Annotated in this window: 10 protein-coding genes; 2 read left to right on the top strand and 8 right to left on the bottom strand. The window is 65.1% G+C overall.

The genetic code is table 11. The annotated features are described in order from the left end of the window. Positions 1-4: 4 nt before the first annotated feature. From KFO72_RS11210 to KFO72_RS11235, 6 genes are read right to left on the bottom strand one after another with little or no spacing between them, the layout of a single operon-like run. On the bottom strand, positions 5-1,579 hold the full coding sequence (locus tag KFO72_RS11210) for an AMP-binding protein (protein WP_060609111.1): 1,575 nt from the start codon (positions 1,577-1,579) through the stop codon (positions 5-7). Continuing rightward, positions 1,572-2,108 carry a (2Fe-2S)-binding protein gene (locus tag KFO72_RS11215; RefSeq protein ID WP_062918654.1) on the bottom strand — a complete coding sequence of 179 codons (537 nt, stop codon included), beginning with the start codon at positions 2,106-2,108 and terminating at the stop codon, positions 1,572-1,574. Before KFO72_RS11215 ends, KFO72_RS11210 begins: the two co-directional genes overlap by 8 nt. Beyond that, positions 2,105-2,926: an FAD binding domain-containing protein gene (locus KFO72_RS11220; RefSeq protein WP_054931166.1), complete on the bottom strand. Its 822-nt coding sequence runs from the start codon at positions 2,924-2,926 to the stop codon at positions 2,105-2,107. The genes KFO72_RS11215 and KFO72_RS11220 overlap by 4 nt, the downstream gene beginning before the upstream one ends. Further along, positions 2,923-5,964, bottom strand: coding sequence for a xanthine dehydrogenase family protein molybdopterin-binding subunit (locus KFO72_RS11225; RefSeq protein WP_225032091.1), 3,042 nt, complete (start codon positions 5,962-5,964; stop codon positions 2,923-2,925). Before KFO72_RS11225 ends, KFO72_RS11220 begins: the two co-directional genes overlap by 4 nt. Further along, positions 5,961-6,581 carry a UbiX family flavin prenyltransferase gene (locus KFO72_RS11230; protein WP_054931168.1) on the bottom strand — a complete coding sequence of 207 codons (621 nt, stop codon included), beginning with the start codon at positions 6,579-6,581 and terminating at the stop codon, positions 5,961-5,963. Before KFO72_RS11230 ends, KFO72_RS11225 begins: the two co-directional genes overlap by 4 nt. Beyond that, positions 6,574-8,076: a UbiD family decarboxylase gene (locus KFO72_RS11235; protein ID WP_054931231.1), complete on the bottom strand. Its 1,503-nt coding sequence runs from the start codon at positions 8,074-8,076 to the stop codon at positions 6,574-6,576. The genes KFO72_RS11230 and KFO72_RS11235 overlap by 8 nt, the downstream gene beginning before the upstream one ends. 300 nt (positions 8,077-8,376) lie before the next feature. Here KFO72_RS11235 and KFO72_RS11240 point away from each other — a divergent pair, with 300 nt between their 5' ends. Then, the gene (locus KFO72_RS11240) at positions 8,377-9,315 is read left to right on the top strand and encodes a LysR family transcriptional regulator (protein WP_060609122.1); all 939 of its coding nucleotides are present in this window, start codon (positions 8,377-8,379) and stop codon (positions 9,313-9,315) included. Further along, complete coding sequence (locus KFO72_RS11245; RefSeq protein WP_054931170.1) at positions 9,312-10,751, top strand: aldehyde dehydrogenase family protein; 1,440 nt, start codon at positions 9,312-9,314, stop codon at positions 10,749-10,751. Before KFO72_RS11240 ends, KFO72_RS11245 begins: the two co-directional genes overlap by 4 nt. Before the next feature lie 249 nt (positions 10,752-11,000). Here the strand turns inward: KFO72_RS11245 and KFO72_RS11250 are convergent, their stop codons facing one another. Further along, positions 11,001-13,313, bottom strand: coding sequence for a xanthine dehydrogenase family protein molybdopterin-binding subunit (locus KFO72_RS11250; protein ID WP_225032092.1), 2,313 nt, complete (start codon positions 13,311-13,313; stop codon positions 11,001-11,003). Beyond that, the gene (locus KFO72_RS11255) at positions 13,306-13,779 is read right to left on the bottom strand and encodes a (2Fe-2S)-binding protein (RefSeq protein WP_054931172.1); all 474 of its coding nucleotides are present in this window, start codon (positions 13,777-13,779) and stop codon (positions 13,306-13,308) included. Before KFO72_RS11255 ends, KFO72_RS11250 begins: the two co-directional genes overlap by 8 nt. Positions 13,780-13,806: the final 27 nt, after the last annotated feature.

Genomic DNA, 13,806 nt, shown 5'->3' on the forward strand with positions numbered 1-13,806 from the left:
TGGGTTACTCCTTGGTGGTTTCTGCAGGTTGCACGGCCTGCGCTTTCGAATCGGGCGTGTACTCGCCCGCTTGCAGCTTGCGGCGCAGAATCTTGCCGACCGGCGACTTCGGGATATCGTCGACGAAGACGTAATCGCGCGGGCGCTTGAAGTTGACGAGGTCGGACTGGCGGCACCATGCATCGAGCGAGTCGGAATCGACGTACTCGCGGCGCTTGATGAATGCAACCACGCGCTGGCCCCAGCGCTCGTCCTTGACGCCCGCGACCGCGACTTCATCGACGGCGGGATGCAGCGACAAAACCGATTCGATATCCACCGGCGAGATGTTTTCTCCGCCGCTGATGATCATGTCGTCGACGCGGCCCGTCACGTACAGATCGCCGTCCCGGTCGAGATAGCCCGTGTCTCCGGTGAAGTACCAGCCCTCGCGCAGGCACTTCGCATTCGCGTCCGGGCGATTCCAGTAGCCTTCGAAGGCTTCGTCGCCGAGCAGGTCCACGATGATCTGCCCTTCTTCGCCGACTTCGGCGATCTCATTGGGCGCGAGCGCATCGAGCTTCACGACGCGCAGCCGCGTATTGATGCCCGCGCGGCCCGCGCTGCCGGGCTTCTTCGTCGCGTCCTGGTCGATGCTGAACGTGTAGACCTCGGACGAGCCGTAGTGATTGACGAACAGCTCCGGCTCGAACGCGGCCGAGAGGCGCTTGAGCAGGCCATCGTTCATCGGTGCGCCCGCGAAGCCGAGCTTTCTGACCGACGACGTGTCCGTGCTCGCGAACGCGCTGTCGCCGAGCAGATCGTGATAGAGCGTCGGCACGAGATAGAGGCAGGTGAGCGCGTACCGGGAGATGCATTCGAGCGCGAGCTTCGCGTTCCAGCGCCGCACGCAGACGAAAAGGCCATCGACGAGGGCCATCGCGAGCAGCGAGCGCACGCCCATCGTGTGATAGAGCGGCATCACGCCGAGCGTGCGTTCGCCGCGCCTGTACAGGTTCTGCGCGACGTGCGCGAGCGCCCCCGCGCGTTCATGCCGATGCCGGCGCGGCACGCCCTTGCCTTTGCCCGTCGTGCCGGACGTGTAAAGGATCAGCGAGATGTCGTCGGCGGTGGCGTGCGTCGTGTCGGTCACGTCGCCGCTGCCCGTTCGTTCGACGACGAGCGCATCGAAGGTGGCGGTGCGGCCGGGCGCATCGTCGAGTCCGACGCGCGGCACTTTTTGCGCGGCGGGACTCTGCGCGACGGAATCGGCGCTGACGGGTTCGTAGACGATTGCCTTCACCCCCGCGTCGGTCACGCAGTAGTCGACTTCCTCCGGCTTTGCGCGCCAGTTGAGCGGCACGATCACGATGCCCGCAAACTGTCCGGCCCAATGCAGCGTCGCCATTTCCCAGCGGTTTTGCAGCACGACGAGCAGCCGGTCGCCGCGTTGCAGGCCGAACTCGCGCAGGCCATCGGCGACATTCAGGATCAAGCGATGCCACTGCGCGTACGTCAGTTGCACATCGCCATCGACGAGCGCGAGCGCGTTCGGACTGCGCTCGACGCTTTGCAGAAACGTGCGGCCGAGATCAAGCATGTTCGACCTCTTCCGTGCTTGCCTCGGCCCGGCGGCGCGCCGCGACGTCGAGCACGGCGGCTACGATCGGCGTGTAGCCGGTACAGCGGCAGATATGACCCGAGAGCATCTCGCGCACTTGCGCTTCGGACGGATCCGGCACGCGCCGCAGATAATCCGCGCACGACATCAGAATGCCCGCCGTGCAGAAGCCGCATTGCAGCGCGTGATGCCGCTGGAACGCCTGCTGCAGGTCGCCAAGCGTCTGATCGGGCGCAAGGCCTTCGACGGTATCGATATGCCGCCCATCGGCCTGCACCGCGAGCATCAGGCACGAGCGCGCCGCGACGCCATCGACCTGCACGGTACATGCGCCGCACACGCCATGTTCGCAGCCGACGTGCGTGCCCGTCGCGCCAAGTTCGTGCCGGATGAAGTCCGACAGCAGTTCGCGCGGCTCGCAATACCCGCTTCGTTCGCGGCCGTTCAGCGTCAGCGCGATACGCTGCGCTTTGCCGTGCCGCATGATGGTGTCCGACATCTTGCTCACTTTGCCTCCTCGATCACACGCAATCCGAGTTGCCGGACCAGATTCCGGCGATATGTCGCGCTGATGTGCGCGTCGTCTTGCGCGTTCAGTTTCCAGCTCAAATCGTTCAGTGCGCCGCGCAGGTCATCGCCCTGCAGACGCGGCCATTGCTCCGTCACCGGCCGGTCCGCGACGCCGCCCACTGCTATACGGATCGACTCGTCGGTGACGACGGCCGCGCATGCGGCGATCGCGAAATCGCCGTGTCGCGCGGAAAATTCCGCGAACGCGTAGCGCTCGCCTGCCTTGCGCAGCGGGAAACGCACCGCTTCCACGAGTTCGTCGGGCTCGCGCGCGGTCATCAGCATTCCCTGAAAGAAGTCCTGCGCGGCGAGCGTGCGGCGCCTCTTTCGCGAGCGCAGCATCACGTCGCCGCCAAGCGCCGACAGCACGAGCGGCAACTCCGCGCTCGGGTCCGCATGCGCGATCGATCCGCACACGGTTCCGCGATTGCGAATCTGAAAGTGCGAGATATGCGGGAAGGCCATCGCGAGCAGCGGCGCTTCGTCGGTGAGCGTGCTGCGCCATTCGACGCTGCCTTGCGTCGCCGCGGCGCTCACGACGAGGTGCCCCGCCTGCTTGTCCACCCGCACGGCCTCGAGTTCGGCGGTGCGCGAGATATCGATGAGCACCTTCGGCTGCGCGAGCCGCATGTTGAGCACGGCCATCAGCGACTGGCCGCCCGCCAGCACGCGCGCGTCCTCGCCGTATTCCGCGAGCGCGTCGAGCGCGTCTTGCGCGCTCATCGCGCGCAGGTAATCGAACGGTGCGGGCTTCATGCGTGTCCCCTGAAACGTGCGAAGAGTCTTGCGATCCACGATCCATGCGCTTGCACGGGCTTGCCCGCCGCCTGCCGTCCGAGCGATTCGAACAACTGCTTCAGCACGACCTTCGCCGCGCCTTCGAGCATGCGGCCGCCAACCGCCGCGACCTTGCCTGACACCTGCGCTTCGTAGTCGTACGTGAGCCGCGTGCCGCTGCCTTGCGGCGTCAGTTCGACGAGACCGCTGCCGCGCGCGCTGCCGAGCGGCGAGTTTCCCGCGCCAGCGAGTCGCAAGCGGCGCGGCGCATCGATCTCCGACAAGCCGATACGCGCCTCGAAACGCGCCTTGATCATGCCGACGCCGACGGTCACATCCGCGCGATACTGGTTCGGCGCCGTCTCTTCGAGCGCGTGACAGCCGGGAATGACGTTCGCCAGTGCCTTCGGATCGAGCAGCACGGCGAATACAGCTTCGGGTGTTGCGGGCAGGTCGACCGCGCCCTGCGCCGTCAGCGCGCGCCCGCCGCCTGGCGTCGCGGGCTTCGTGGCGGCCGCTTCGCGGTATTCCGGACGCGACGGTTCGGGATCGTCCATGCCGATCATCGCCATCACTCGGGGCGGCGTGAGCGGCAGGCGAATGTCTTCGACGCCGAGCGCGTCCGCCACCGCATTCGCGATGCACGGCGGCGTGCTCATGTTGTTGCCTTCGCCGAGACCCTTCGCGCCAAGCGGCGTGAAAGGCGAAGGCGTCTCCAGGTGCACGATCAGCGGATCGGGCACTTCGCAGGTCGTCGGCATCAGATAGTCGGCGAGCGTGCCGGACTGGAAGCTGCCGTCCGCGCCATAGCGGAACTCTTCCATCAGCGCCGCGCCGACGCCTTGCGCGAACGCGCCGCGAATCTGGCCATCGGCGAGTGCGGGATTGAGGATGGTGCCGGCGTCGTGCACGGTCACATATCGGTCGACGCGCACGCGCCCCGTCACGCGATCCACTTCGACGCCGCACATGTCGAACGCGAAGCCATATGCCGCCGATGTATTGATGCGATCCTGTTCGTCGGGTGCATCCATGTGCGGCGGCGACCAGAACACGGTTTCGCGCAGACCCGGCTCTTCGCCCTCTGGCAGGAGCGCGGGCGCCCAGTGCGGCGCATTGCTCGCGGCGCGCGCGAACGGCAGCCCACGGTCTTCGGCGTCGTGCGGAAAGATGCGCGCGCCTTCGAAGCGCACGTCGCCGGGCGCGCAGTCGAACTGCTTCGCGAGCACGCGCGCGAGCTTGTCGCGCACGCGCGTCGCGGCGAGATGTACCGTACCCGCCACCGCGCCCGCGAAGCGACTCGAATAATTGCCCGCCGCGACGGACCAGGCGTCCTTGTGCGTATCGAATTCGACGTTGACGACGATGTCCTTCGGATCGAGCCCGAGCACATCGGCGACGACTTGCGCGCACACTGTCATGTGCCCCTGGCCCGCGGGCGTCGATGCGATCGTGACGACCACGCCGCCGAGCAGATCGACGCTGACGGTCGCGCTCGCGATCGCGCCGTTCTTCGGCCCGGCTTTCCTGCGCGCGTCGGCGGGCATCACGGTCGTGATGTAGCCCATGTTCGATACCGACGGCTCGACGATCGCCGCGAAGCCGATGCCATACAGCCGCCCTTCGTTGCGTGCGGCGTCGCGGCGCGCGACGAGTTCCCGGTATCCGCCTTCGTCGAGTGAACGGCGCAGCGCTTCCTGATAATTGCCCGAATCGAGCAGCGCGCCCGCCGCCGCGCGATACGGGAACGCATCGGCGGGAACGAAGTTGCGGCGATACACGTCGAGCACATCGAGCTTCAGTTCGATCGCGATGCGCTGAATCAGCCGCTCCAGCGCGAAGTACACCTGCGGCCCGCCGAAGCCGCGCACGAGCCCCGTCGGCGTCTTGTTCGTCAGCACGACGCGATTGCGCACGAGCAGATTCGGGATCGCGTACGCGCCCGTCAGGCAGCCGTGCATCCGGTAGAACGTCGCGGGCTCGGGCGCGCGCACGTAGCCGCCAACGTCTTCCATCTGGTCGTAGGACAGCGCGACGATGCGGCCATCGGCTTCGACGGCGGCTTCAACGGTCGAGAGGCGGGCCGTCGCCGATGTCGCCGCGCTCAAGTGTTCGAGACGATCCTCGACCCACTTCACCGGCGCGCCCGCCTTGCGCGACGCGAGGCACATCAGCACGACATATGGAAACACGGCCTGCTTCACGCCGAAGCTGCCGCCGGAATCGCGCGGGGCCTTATGACGCAGCCGATTGGCGGGCACGTTCAAGGCCATCGCCATGACCGCGTGCAGAGAGAACGGCCCCATGAAATTCGACGTGACGTCGTAGCCTTCGTCGCCCGAAAGATACTCGGCGATGACCACGCCGCACTCGATCGGCGCGCAGGTGTTGCGCGGATAATGCGCGACCAGCTTCACGCGATGCGGCGCGCGCTCGAAGGCCGCTTCCGGCTCGCCGTAGCGGAAATGCCGGTCGCTGATGACGTTGCTGCCGACGCGTTCGTGCAGCACCGGCGCGTCGTCCTTCGCGGCTTGTTCAATCGACGTCACGGGATCGAGCACCGCGTAGTCGACCTTGATCAGATCGAGCGCGTCTTCCGCGAGCGCACGCGATTCGGCCATCACGACCGCGACCGGCTCACCGACGTAGCGCACGCGGTCCATCGCGAGCGCCCACTGTTCCATCGGCGATTTCACGCCGACGACGAACGGTCTCGACCACGGACGCAAATCGTCGCGCGTGAGCACGGCGCGCACGCCCGCGAGTTTCGACGCGGCTTGCGCATCGATCGACAGGATGTCCGCGTGCGCGTGCGGCGAACGCAGAATCGCGGCGTGCAGCGTGCCCGGCTTGACAGCGATGTCATCGCCATAGCGGCCACGGCCCGTCAGGATCGCCGGGTCTTCGAGGCGCTCCATCGAGCGTCCGATGTGACGCTGCGGCGCGGTCGCTTCGCGCGCCTGGTTGCCGGCGACGCGCGCGTCCATGTCGGCAAATGCGGTTTCGCGCTGATTCATGACGTTACTCCTCGTGCGGCGCCGCCGCCGAATTCATCTGCGAGACCGCTCCAGCGGCGGGCAATCTCGTCGTGCTCGATGCCGAACAGATCGAGAATTCGCCCGACCGTGTGATCGACCACATCGTCGATAGTCTGCGGATGCGCGTAGAACGCGGGCACCGGCGGCATCACGATCGCGCCCATTTCCGTGGCGAGCGTCATGTTGCGCAAATGCGCGAGATTGAGCGGCGTTTCGCGCGCGACCAGCACGAGGCGGCGGCGCTCCTTGAGCATCACATCGGCGGCACGCGTAAGCAGGTTGTCCGCGAAGCCGTTTGCGACGCCCGCGAGCGTTTTCATCGAACATGGCGCAATCACCATGCCTTCCGTCAGAAACGATCCGCTCGCCACGGCCGCGCCGATATCGCGTACGTTGTGCACGACATCGGCAACGGCTTCGAGATCGCCGCGCGTGAAGCCGAGTTCCTGTGCGGCCGTCACCGCGCCCGACGACGACACGATGAGATGCGTCTCGTGCGTGCCGAGCCGGCGCAACGCGGCGAGCAAACGCACGCCGATCACCGCGCCGCTTGCGCCCGAAATGCCGACGACGATGCGCTTCTTTCGTTCAGCCATGATCGCGCGACACATAAGCGTCGAACGCGCTGTTGTCAGCGGCGACGAGTGCGTGCAGGTCGACCGTGTCCTGCCCCGGTATGCGCACGCGCGTGAACACATGCTCGGGATACACGACCGGGCGCGTCGCATCGAGACCCATCTTCGCGCTGACGCCTTGCAGATGCGACGGCGCATCGTCGGGCTGACCCACCGTCGTCGATGGATCGAGCGGCGAACCTTGCGCGCCTGCTATCACGACGAGGTCGCGATCAGCCTGGAAGCGCGTCGCGATCGCCCATTCGATTTCGGCGGGATCGTGCACGTTCACATCGGTATCGACGACGACGACCTGCTTGATGTCGTAATGCGCGCCGAACGCGCACAGGATGACGTTCTTCGCTTCGCCTTCGCGCTTCTTGTCGAATTGCACCCACAGGTGATAGCGGCACACGCCGCCCACCGACAGATGCACGTCCTTCACGGCGGGATGGCTGCGCTGAAGATGCGCGAGCAACGTGGCTTCGCGGGGAATCGCGCCGAGCAGCAGATGCTCCATTTCGGCGGGCACGATCGTATGAAAGATGGGATCGCGCCGATGCGTGACGGCCGTCACTTCGATGACTTCGCGTGCTTCCTTCGCGCTGTAGTACTTCGGAAATTCGCCGAACGGACCTTCCGGCTCGCGCACGTTCGGCAGAATGCGCCCTTCAATGACGATCTCCGCGAACGCCGGCACGTGCACGCCGCTCGTCACGCATCGCGCGACAGGCAGCGGCGCACCGTGCAGCGCGCCCGCGATTTCGAGTTCGTCGTGATCGATCGGCGTGATCGCTTGCGACGCGAGCATCGTCAGGGGATCGACACCAATCACGATGGCGACGTCGAGCGCATCGCCCGCGGCTTCCGCGTCGCGCTGGAATGCGTAGAGATGACGCGGCAGCAACAGGATCGCCATGCGATCGGGGCCGTGCACCTGAATGCGGTTGATCGAGACGTTCTGCACGCCGGTGCGCGGATTGCGCGCGATCACGAGACCGGCGGTGATGTACGGGCCGTTGTCGTGTTCGCTGTGGGTGGGAATGGGCAGCAATGCGTGCAGATCGATGCCGTTCGTATGCACGATCTCCTGACAGGGCGCGTCCGCTCGATCGACCACCCGCGATGCGACCGGCTGCGCGACCGCCGCCGAAAAGCGCGCGAGCAGGCCCGCTTCCTCGACGCCCAGCGCCTCCGCGATCCAGCCGCGCTTCGACATGAAGCCGGAGACGACCGGCACGCCCTTGCCGCCGGGCTGCGTGAAGAAAGCGGCCTGCGTACCGTCGAGCCGTTTGGCGATCGCGGCGAGCTCGTGCTCGAGCGCAACCGGCCGCTCGATGGTCGCCAGGCGGCCGGTCTTCGCGAGATGCGCGAGCCAGTCGCGCAGCGTGAGCGCTGACGTCTCTGAACGATTCGAGGCCCACGGAAGAGCAAAGGTGGAAAGGGTGCCGTGCGTCGCGGCGTCGCGAATATTCATCTGCGTCTCCATCAGTCCCTTGCGTTTTTGCAGCCGGAGCGCCGCGGCAAGGGATGAATGAAGCGTAGCGAGATCGCGATATAAGTTCTAATATTGTTTTTTGATGTCTTGGATCATTAATGTTGATATCAGCGTTAGCCCCAATGACACGGGTCTTTCATGCCGATATCAATACACGGGTGGCATCTCTGCGCACAGCACAGGGCATTTCATGAAATTGCCAGTAAGCCCGGCCTGCGATCACAGACTGATAACGCGGTCGAATGTTATTAGTCTTACTGATACAAATCCGAACGAGAAATGGACCTCAAGCAAATCCAGTACTTCATCGCGCTCTTCGAGGACGGATCGGTCACGCGCGCGGCCAAACGGCTGAACATCGTGCAGCCCGCACTCAGCATGCAGATCGCGAAGCTGGAGGAAGAGCTGCACCAGCAATTATTCGAGCGCGGCGCGCACGGCATGGCGCCGACGGCCGCCGGACGCCTGATGTATCGGCTCTTTCTGCCGATCATGCGCGACCTTGCGCACGCGCGGCAGCAGCTTCAGCAGCGCGACGAAGTGGTGACGGGGCATGTGAGCATTGGGCTCATCGCATCGGTGACGGAGAGCGTGCTTGCCGATTCGCTCTCGCGCTTTCATGCGCGTTATCCGCATGTCGAAGTGACGGTGGCGGACGGCTTCACCGCGACCTTCATTGACTGGGTCGCGGGTGGCCAACTCGATGCGGCCCTCATCAACAAGCCCCGCGCGCGCCTATCGCTGGATTCGCAGACGCTGCTCGATGAAGAAATGGTGCTGGCGACGAGCGTCGAGCACGGCCCTGACCTGCCGCACACGATCGAGCTTGCGCAGTTGCCCGAACTCGAACTCGTGTTGCCGACCAAGCGCCACGGCCTGCGCGGCGTGCTCGATACCGCCGCACAGCACGAAGACGTGCTGCTTGCGCCGCGTTTCGAAATCGACGTGCTCAGCACGATCGTGAAGCTCGTAGAGAGCACCCGCTTTGCGACGATCCTGCCGCGCATCGCCGTTGGGCGGGCCGTGCAGCGTGGGACACTGCGGGCCCATCCGATTCTCGCGCCACGCATCGTGCGGCATATCGTGCGCGTGAGCCACCCGCGCAGGCCGTTGTCCGCTGCGGCCGAGACGCTGATCGAGATCATCGCCGACGAACTGCATCGCGTGTCGAACGCATCCGTCACGAACGCCCCTCTTATCTCCAAGGAAACTGCATGAAAGCACCACACTGGATAGCCGGCGCATGGGTCGGCGTGCCTTCGGTCGACAGCATCAATCCCGCTACGGGCGAAAGCATCGGCCAGTTCGCCGACGGCGGGGCGGCGCAAGCCGATGCGGCCATCGCCGCGGCACGGAAGGTGTTCGACCGCACGACGTGGGCACAGGACGCGCGCCTGCGTCAGGACGTGCTGCTCGCATGGGCCGGCGCACTGGATGCGCAACGCGAGCCGCTTGCGACCCTGCTTACGCGCGAAAACGGCAAGGCAATCGCGCAGTCGCGCGGAGAGGTCGCCGCCGCGATTTCCGAGGTCCGATATTACGCGGGACTCGCTCGGCACATCGCGGGGCACGTGCTGGAACCAGAGCCGGGAACAATCTCGACAATGCTGCGTGAGGCCGCTGGCGTCGCGGCCATCTTCGTGCCATGGAATGCGCCCGCGGTGTTGCTGGTGCGCTCGCTCGCGCCCGCGCTCGCCGCCGGCTGCACGGCAATCGTCAAATCCGCCCCACAGACCCCGCTAGTTATCGCAGCCATGCTGCGCTGCTTCGAGCAGACCGCGCTGCCGAAGGGCGCAGTGAACCTCGTCAACGAGATCGGCTATGCGGCAGGCGAACGGCTGGTCGAGTCACATGACGTCGACGTGGTGAGTTTCACGGGATCAACCGCGACGGGCAAGAAGATCATGGCGGCCGCCGCCGAAAGCATGAAGAAGCTCTCGCTGGAACTCGGCGGCAAGTCGTGCTGCGTCGTCTTCGAGGATGCGGACGTCGCCGCGATCGCGCCGCGTATCGCGCGAGCCGCGACGATCATCTCAGGTCAGCAATGCACTGCTGCGCGGCGGGTGCTCGTACATGCCCGGCGAGCGGCGGAGATGCGTGAGCATCTGACGCGTGCGCTCGAAGCGCTGAAAGTGGGCGACGGCATCAACGAGGCAATGGACATCGGTCCGCTAATCGACGCGGCCACGCGCGACGCAGTCGATCAAACCATTGCCCGCGCCTGCGACGAAGCCGATCGCGTACTGCTGCGCGGCACGCGCTCAGGACACGCGTTCCTCTCGCCAACGCTCATCGAACACCGCGACCCGAAAGCATTCTTCTGTCAGGAAGAAATTTTCGGACCATTCGTCACGCTGGAGACGTTTGACACTGAAGCGCAGGCAATCGACAGAGCCAACGACACCGTATTTGGCCTCTCCGCGAGCGTGTGGACCAACGACGGCGCCCGCGCGTTTCGCATCGCGCGCGCGCTGCGCAATGGCACGGTTTGGATCAACGATCACAACAAGCTCTTTGCCGAAGCGGAAACGGGTGGCTACCGGCAAAGCGGTCTCGGCCGCCTGCACGGCTACGATGCCCTCGCCGACTTCACGGAAATCAAGCACATCTGCATGCCGGCCGGCGTTGCGGAAGGTATCGCGCCGTTGCGGTGAATGGCAGGAAGCGCTGAAAACGCCTGCGTTCTGGCGCGAAGGTGGCCCGGGAGATGGCGGGCAATGCAGTGAGCTGTCGCGCCTTGTAAGTGGAGCAGAAACGGATCTTGCGTGGTTTCTGCATGATGCGAAGCGTTCAGGATAGCAAAGCGAACGCCTCGTCGACACATTGGCGCCTGTCGCGGCATTGATCGCCATGCATGATGAAGACGTTGGTGAACCGGGTTCGCGCGGCAAAGGATGAAACGATTACCCCTTGTTCGAAATGCCAAGGCGCACCGCTTCCGGCGTGATGGGAATATGGCGAAGGCGAGCCCCCACGGCGACAAAAATTGCGTTTGCGATGGCGGGGCCAACGACGGTTGTCGCTGGCTCGCCCAAGCCGACGGGCACCTCGGTGCTCTCCACAAAACTGATGTCCATATCCGGCACATCGCCGATGCGCAGCGGCGTGTAAGTATTCAGATTGGTGTCCTTCACCTGGCCGTTCTCGAATACGGTGCCTTCGTACAGGGCCATGCTGAGCCCCCAAAGCGCGCCGCCTTCGATCTGCGCGCGCGCGCTTCCCGGATCGACGATGGTTCCAGCGTCGATTACGATCGTCAGCTTCTCCACCGTGACCACACCCGTTTGCCTGTCGACGCGGACGCGGGCCGCGCATGCCGACCAGGTCGGCATGTCGCGTTCCTGACCGAAACTGGTGGCAAGGCCGAGGCCAGTATCGGGCGGCAACGCAGCGCCCCAGCCGGCGCGCGCGGCAGCTCGGCGAACGACCTCCGCCTGCCGGTGCGCCCCGCCGACGGAGTTCGGTGCAGAACCGGCGTTGCGCCCTTCAGCCGTAAGTAGCTTCAGACGGAAGGCAACGGGATCGGTTTTCGTGTGGTGGGCAGCCTCGTCGATAAAGCTTTCCACTGCCCAATTGGTCCAACCCGGTCCCACCGAACGGAGCCAGCCGGGACGGAATGTGCTGTTGGCAAGATCGTTCGAAATAGCGCGGACCTTCTGTGCGCCGACCTCATACCAATGATCCGCGCCTGAAATGGCGAATGGATCATAGGGTGCGCCACCCTTCCCCTTCGGCATGAAGAAGGCTGCCATGATCTGGGTGGGCCACCCCGCAGCGGCGGCATGCTCCATCGCCGTCACCTGGCCATCCTCCCCGAAGGCCATGCGCAATGTCTGCACCGAGGGGGAGCGGACTGAATCGAAACGTGCGTCGTCTGAGCGAGTCAGCACCATCTTCACCGGCCGGCTCAGCGCTTTCGCCGCGAGCGCGGCGGGCACGGCGTAGTCGCCGTTCAGCCGTCGGCCAAAGCCGCCGCCGACCCGATAGGTACGCAATACGATACTCGTCTGTGGCCGGTCGAGCGCCTTGGCGAGCGTCGGCAGGATCAGGCTTTGCCACTGGTTGCCAGTGTGGATTTCAAAGATGCCGTCCTTCTCGAACGCGAGCGCGTTCAACGGCTCGAGCTGGAAATGCAGCACGGTCGCGGTGGTGTATGTCTGCTCCAGTGTCGATTTGGCTGCGCGGAAGGCCGCAGCCGTATCGGCGCTACCGGTGTCGAGCAGCACGCCGCTATCCGCCCGTCCGATCTGCTGAACGGCGTGATCCAGAATATTCTTCTCGGATACGGTTGCGCCGGGGCCAGGCGTCCAGTTGACGGTGATCAGATCAGCTGCCCGGATCGCAGCAGGATAGCTCTCCGCGATAACCATCACCCAGCCTGGCACCGTGTCCGACGGATCGTCGATCACGATGGTCTTGATGTAGCCTCTCACCTTGCGCGCCCGGCTGTCGTCGAACGAGTTCACTTTCGATCCGTTGCGCGTCGGTGGGATCTTGGGCCTGCCGTAGACCATGCCGGCTACTTTCGCGTCGATGCCATAGCGCGCAGTGCCGTTCGTCTTCTCGGGGACGTCCAGCGCGGCTACCGGTTTGCCCACCAGACGGCGCTCGGAAGCTGGCTTGATCGGCAGTTTGTCCAGTTCCTCGGGTGTATAGCGGCGATCGAGATTACCGCGTTTAACGATGTCGCCATACGCGATAGAACGGCTTCCTGCCACAACCGCGCCGGCACGGGCGGCGCAGTCGGCCGTCGACACGCCCAGGAGCTTCGCGCCTTCCTCGATCAGGACGATCCGGCCGGCCGCACCCGCGTGGCTGAAGACCGGCCACGTCTGCCAGGTCGACCAGCTTCCGCCCGTCACCATTAACCCCCATTTGGGATCCGTGTCGACATGGATGATTCGGACCTTATCCCAATCGGCCTCCAGCTCGTCGGCCAGAATACGGGCGAGCGCGGTGCCGACGTGCTGGCCCATTTCTGCGCGGATGATGTTGACGGTGACGATGCCGTCACCGTCGATGGAGAACCACACGGTCGGCTCGAACCGGAGATCGACAGCGGCAGGTGGCGGCACCCCGTCGGTCGCCGTGTGGTCCATCGCAGTGGCGGCGACGCCTGAAAACCCGAACGCGGCTCCCGCGCCTAGCGTGGCGATCAGGAAGTCGCGGCGGGTGAACGGTCGGGCACCCTCGCACATGAAGCGCGGCCTAGTCATGTGTTGCGTCACTCCGTAGGGCTGCTGCAGCTTGCTTGATCGCCGCGCGAATGCGCACATACGTCATGCAACGGCAGAGATTGCCGGACATGACCGCGTCGATATCCTGGTCGGTGGGGGACGGAAAATCCTTGAGCAAGGCTACGGCCTGCATGATCTGCCCGGATTGGCAATAGCCGCATTGCGGCACCTGCAGCGCTTGCCAGGCCTTTTGCACCGGATGCTCGCCCGCGGGATCGAGTCCCTCGATCGTCGTCACCTGCGCGCCGTCGATCGCGCTAACCGGCGTGATGCAGGAGCGCGTCGCCCTCCCGCCAACATGTACGGTGCATGCGCCGCACATGCCGATGCCGCAGCCGAATTTCGTCCCGGTCAACCCGATATCGTCACGGATCACCCACAAGAGCGGTGTGTCCTCCTCGACATCCATGGAGACGGCCTGGCCATTGATGGTGAATCGTGTCATGGTTGCAATGCTCCGGACTTCATCGCG

It is taken from the genome of Paraburkholderia sp. XV (assembly GCF_020177535.1).
Classification (GTDB): domain Bacteria; phylum Pseudomonadota; class Gammaproteobacteria; order Burkholderiales; family Burkholderiaceae; genus Paraburkholderia; species Paraburkholderia caribensis.

What these genes read in the sequence shown, in the direction of transcription:
- KFO72_RS11210 (WP_060609111.1), bottom strand. Translation starts at nt 1,579, where the DNA reads ATGCTTGATCTCGGCCGCACGTTTCTGCAAAGCGTCGAGCGCAGTCCG.
- KFO72_RS11220 (WP_054931166.1), bottom strand. Translation starts at nt 2,926, where the DNA reads ATGAAGCCCGCACCGTTCGATTACCTGCGCGCGATGAGCGCGCAAGAC.
- KFO72_RS11225 (WP_225032091.1), bottom strand. Translation starts at nt 5,964, where the DNA reads ATGAATCAGCGCGAAACCGCATTTGCCGACATGGACGCGCGCGTCGCC.
- KFO72_RS11230 (WP_054931168.1), bottom strand. Translation starts at nt 6,581, where the DNA reads ATGGCTGAACGAAAGAAGCGCATCGTCGTCGGCATTTCGGGCGCAAGC.
- KFO72_RS11235 (WP_054931231.1), bottom strand. Translation starts at nt 8,076, where the DNA reads ATGAATATTCGCGACGCCGCGACGCACGGCACCCTTTCCACCTTTGCT.
- KFO72_RS11240 (WP_060609122.1), top strand. Translation starts at nt 8,377, where the DNA reads ATGGACCTCAAGCAAATCCAGTACTTCATCGCGCTCTTCGAGGACGGA.
- KFO72_RS11245 (WP_054931170.1), top strand. Translation starts at nt 9,312, where the DNA reads ATGAAAGCACCACACTGGATAGCCGGCGCATGGGTCGGCGTGCCTTCG.
- KFO72_RS11250 (WP_225032092.1), bottom strand. Translation starts at nt 13,313, where the DNA reads ATGACTAGGCCGCGCTTCATGTGCGAGGGTGCCCGACCGTTCACCCGC.
- KFO72_RS11255 (WP_054931172.1), bottom strand. Translation starts at nt 13,779, where the DNA reads ATGACACGATTCACCATCAATGGCCAGGCCGTCTCCATGGATGTCGAG.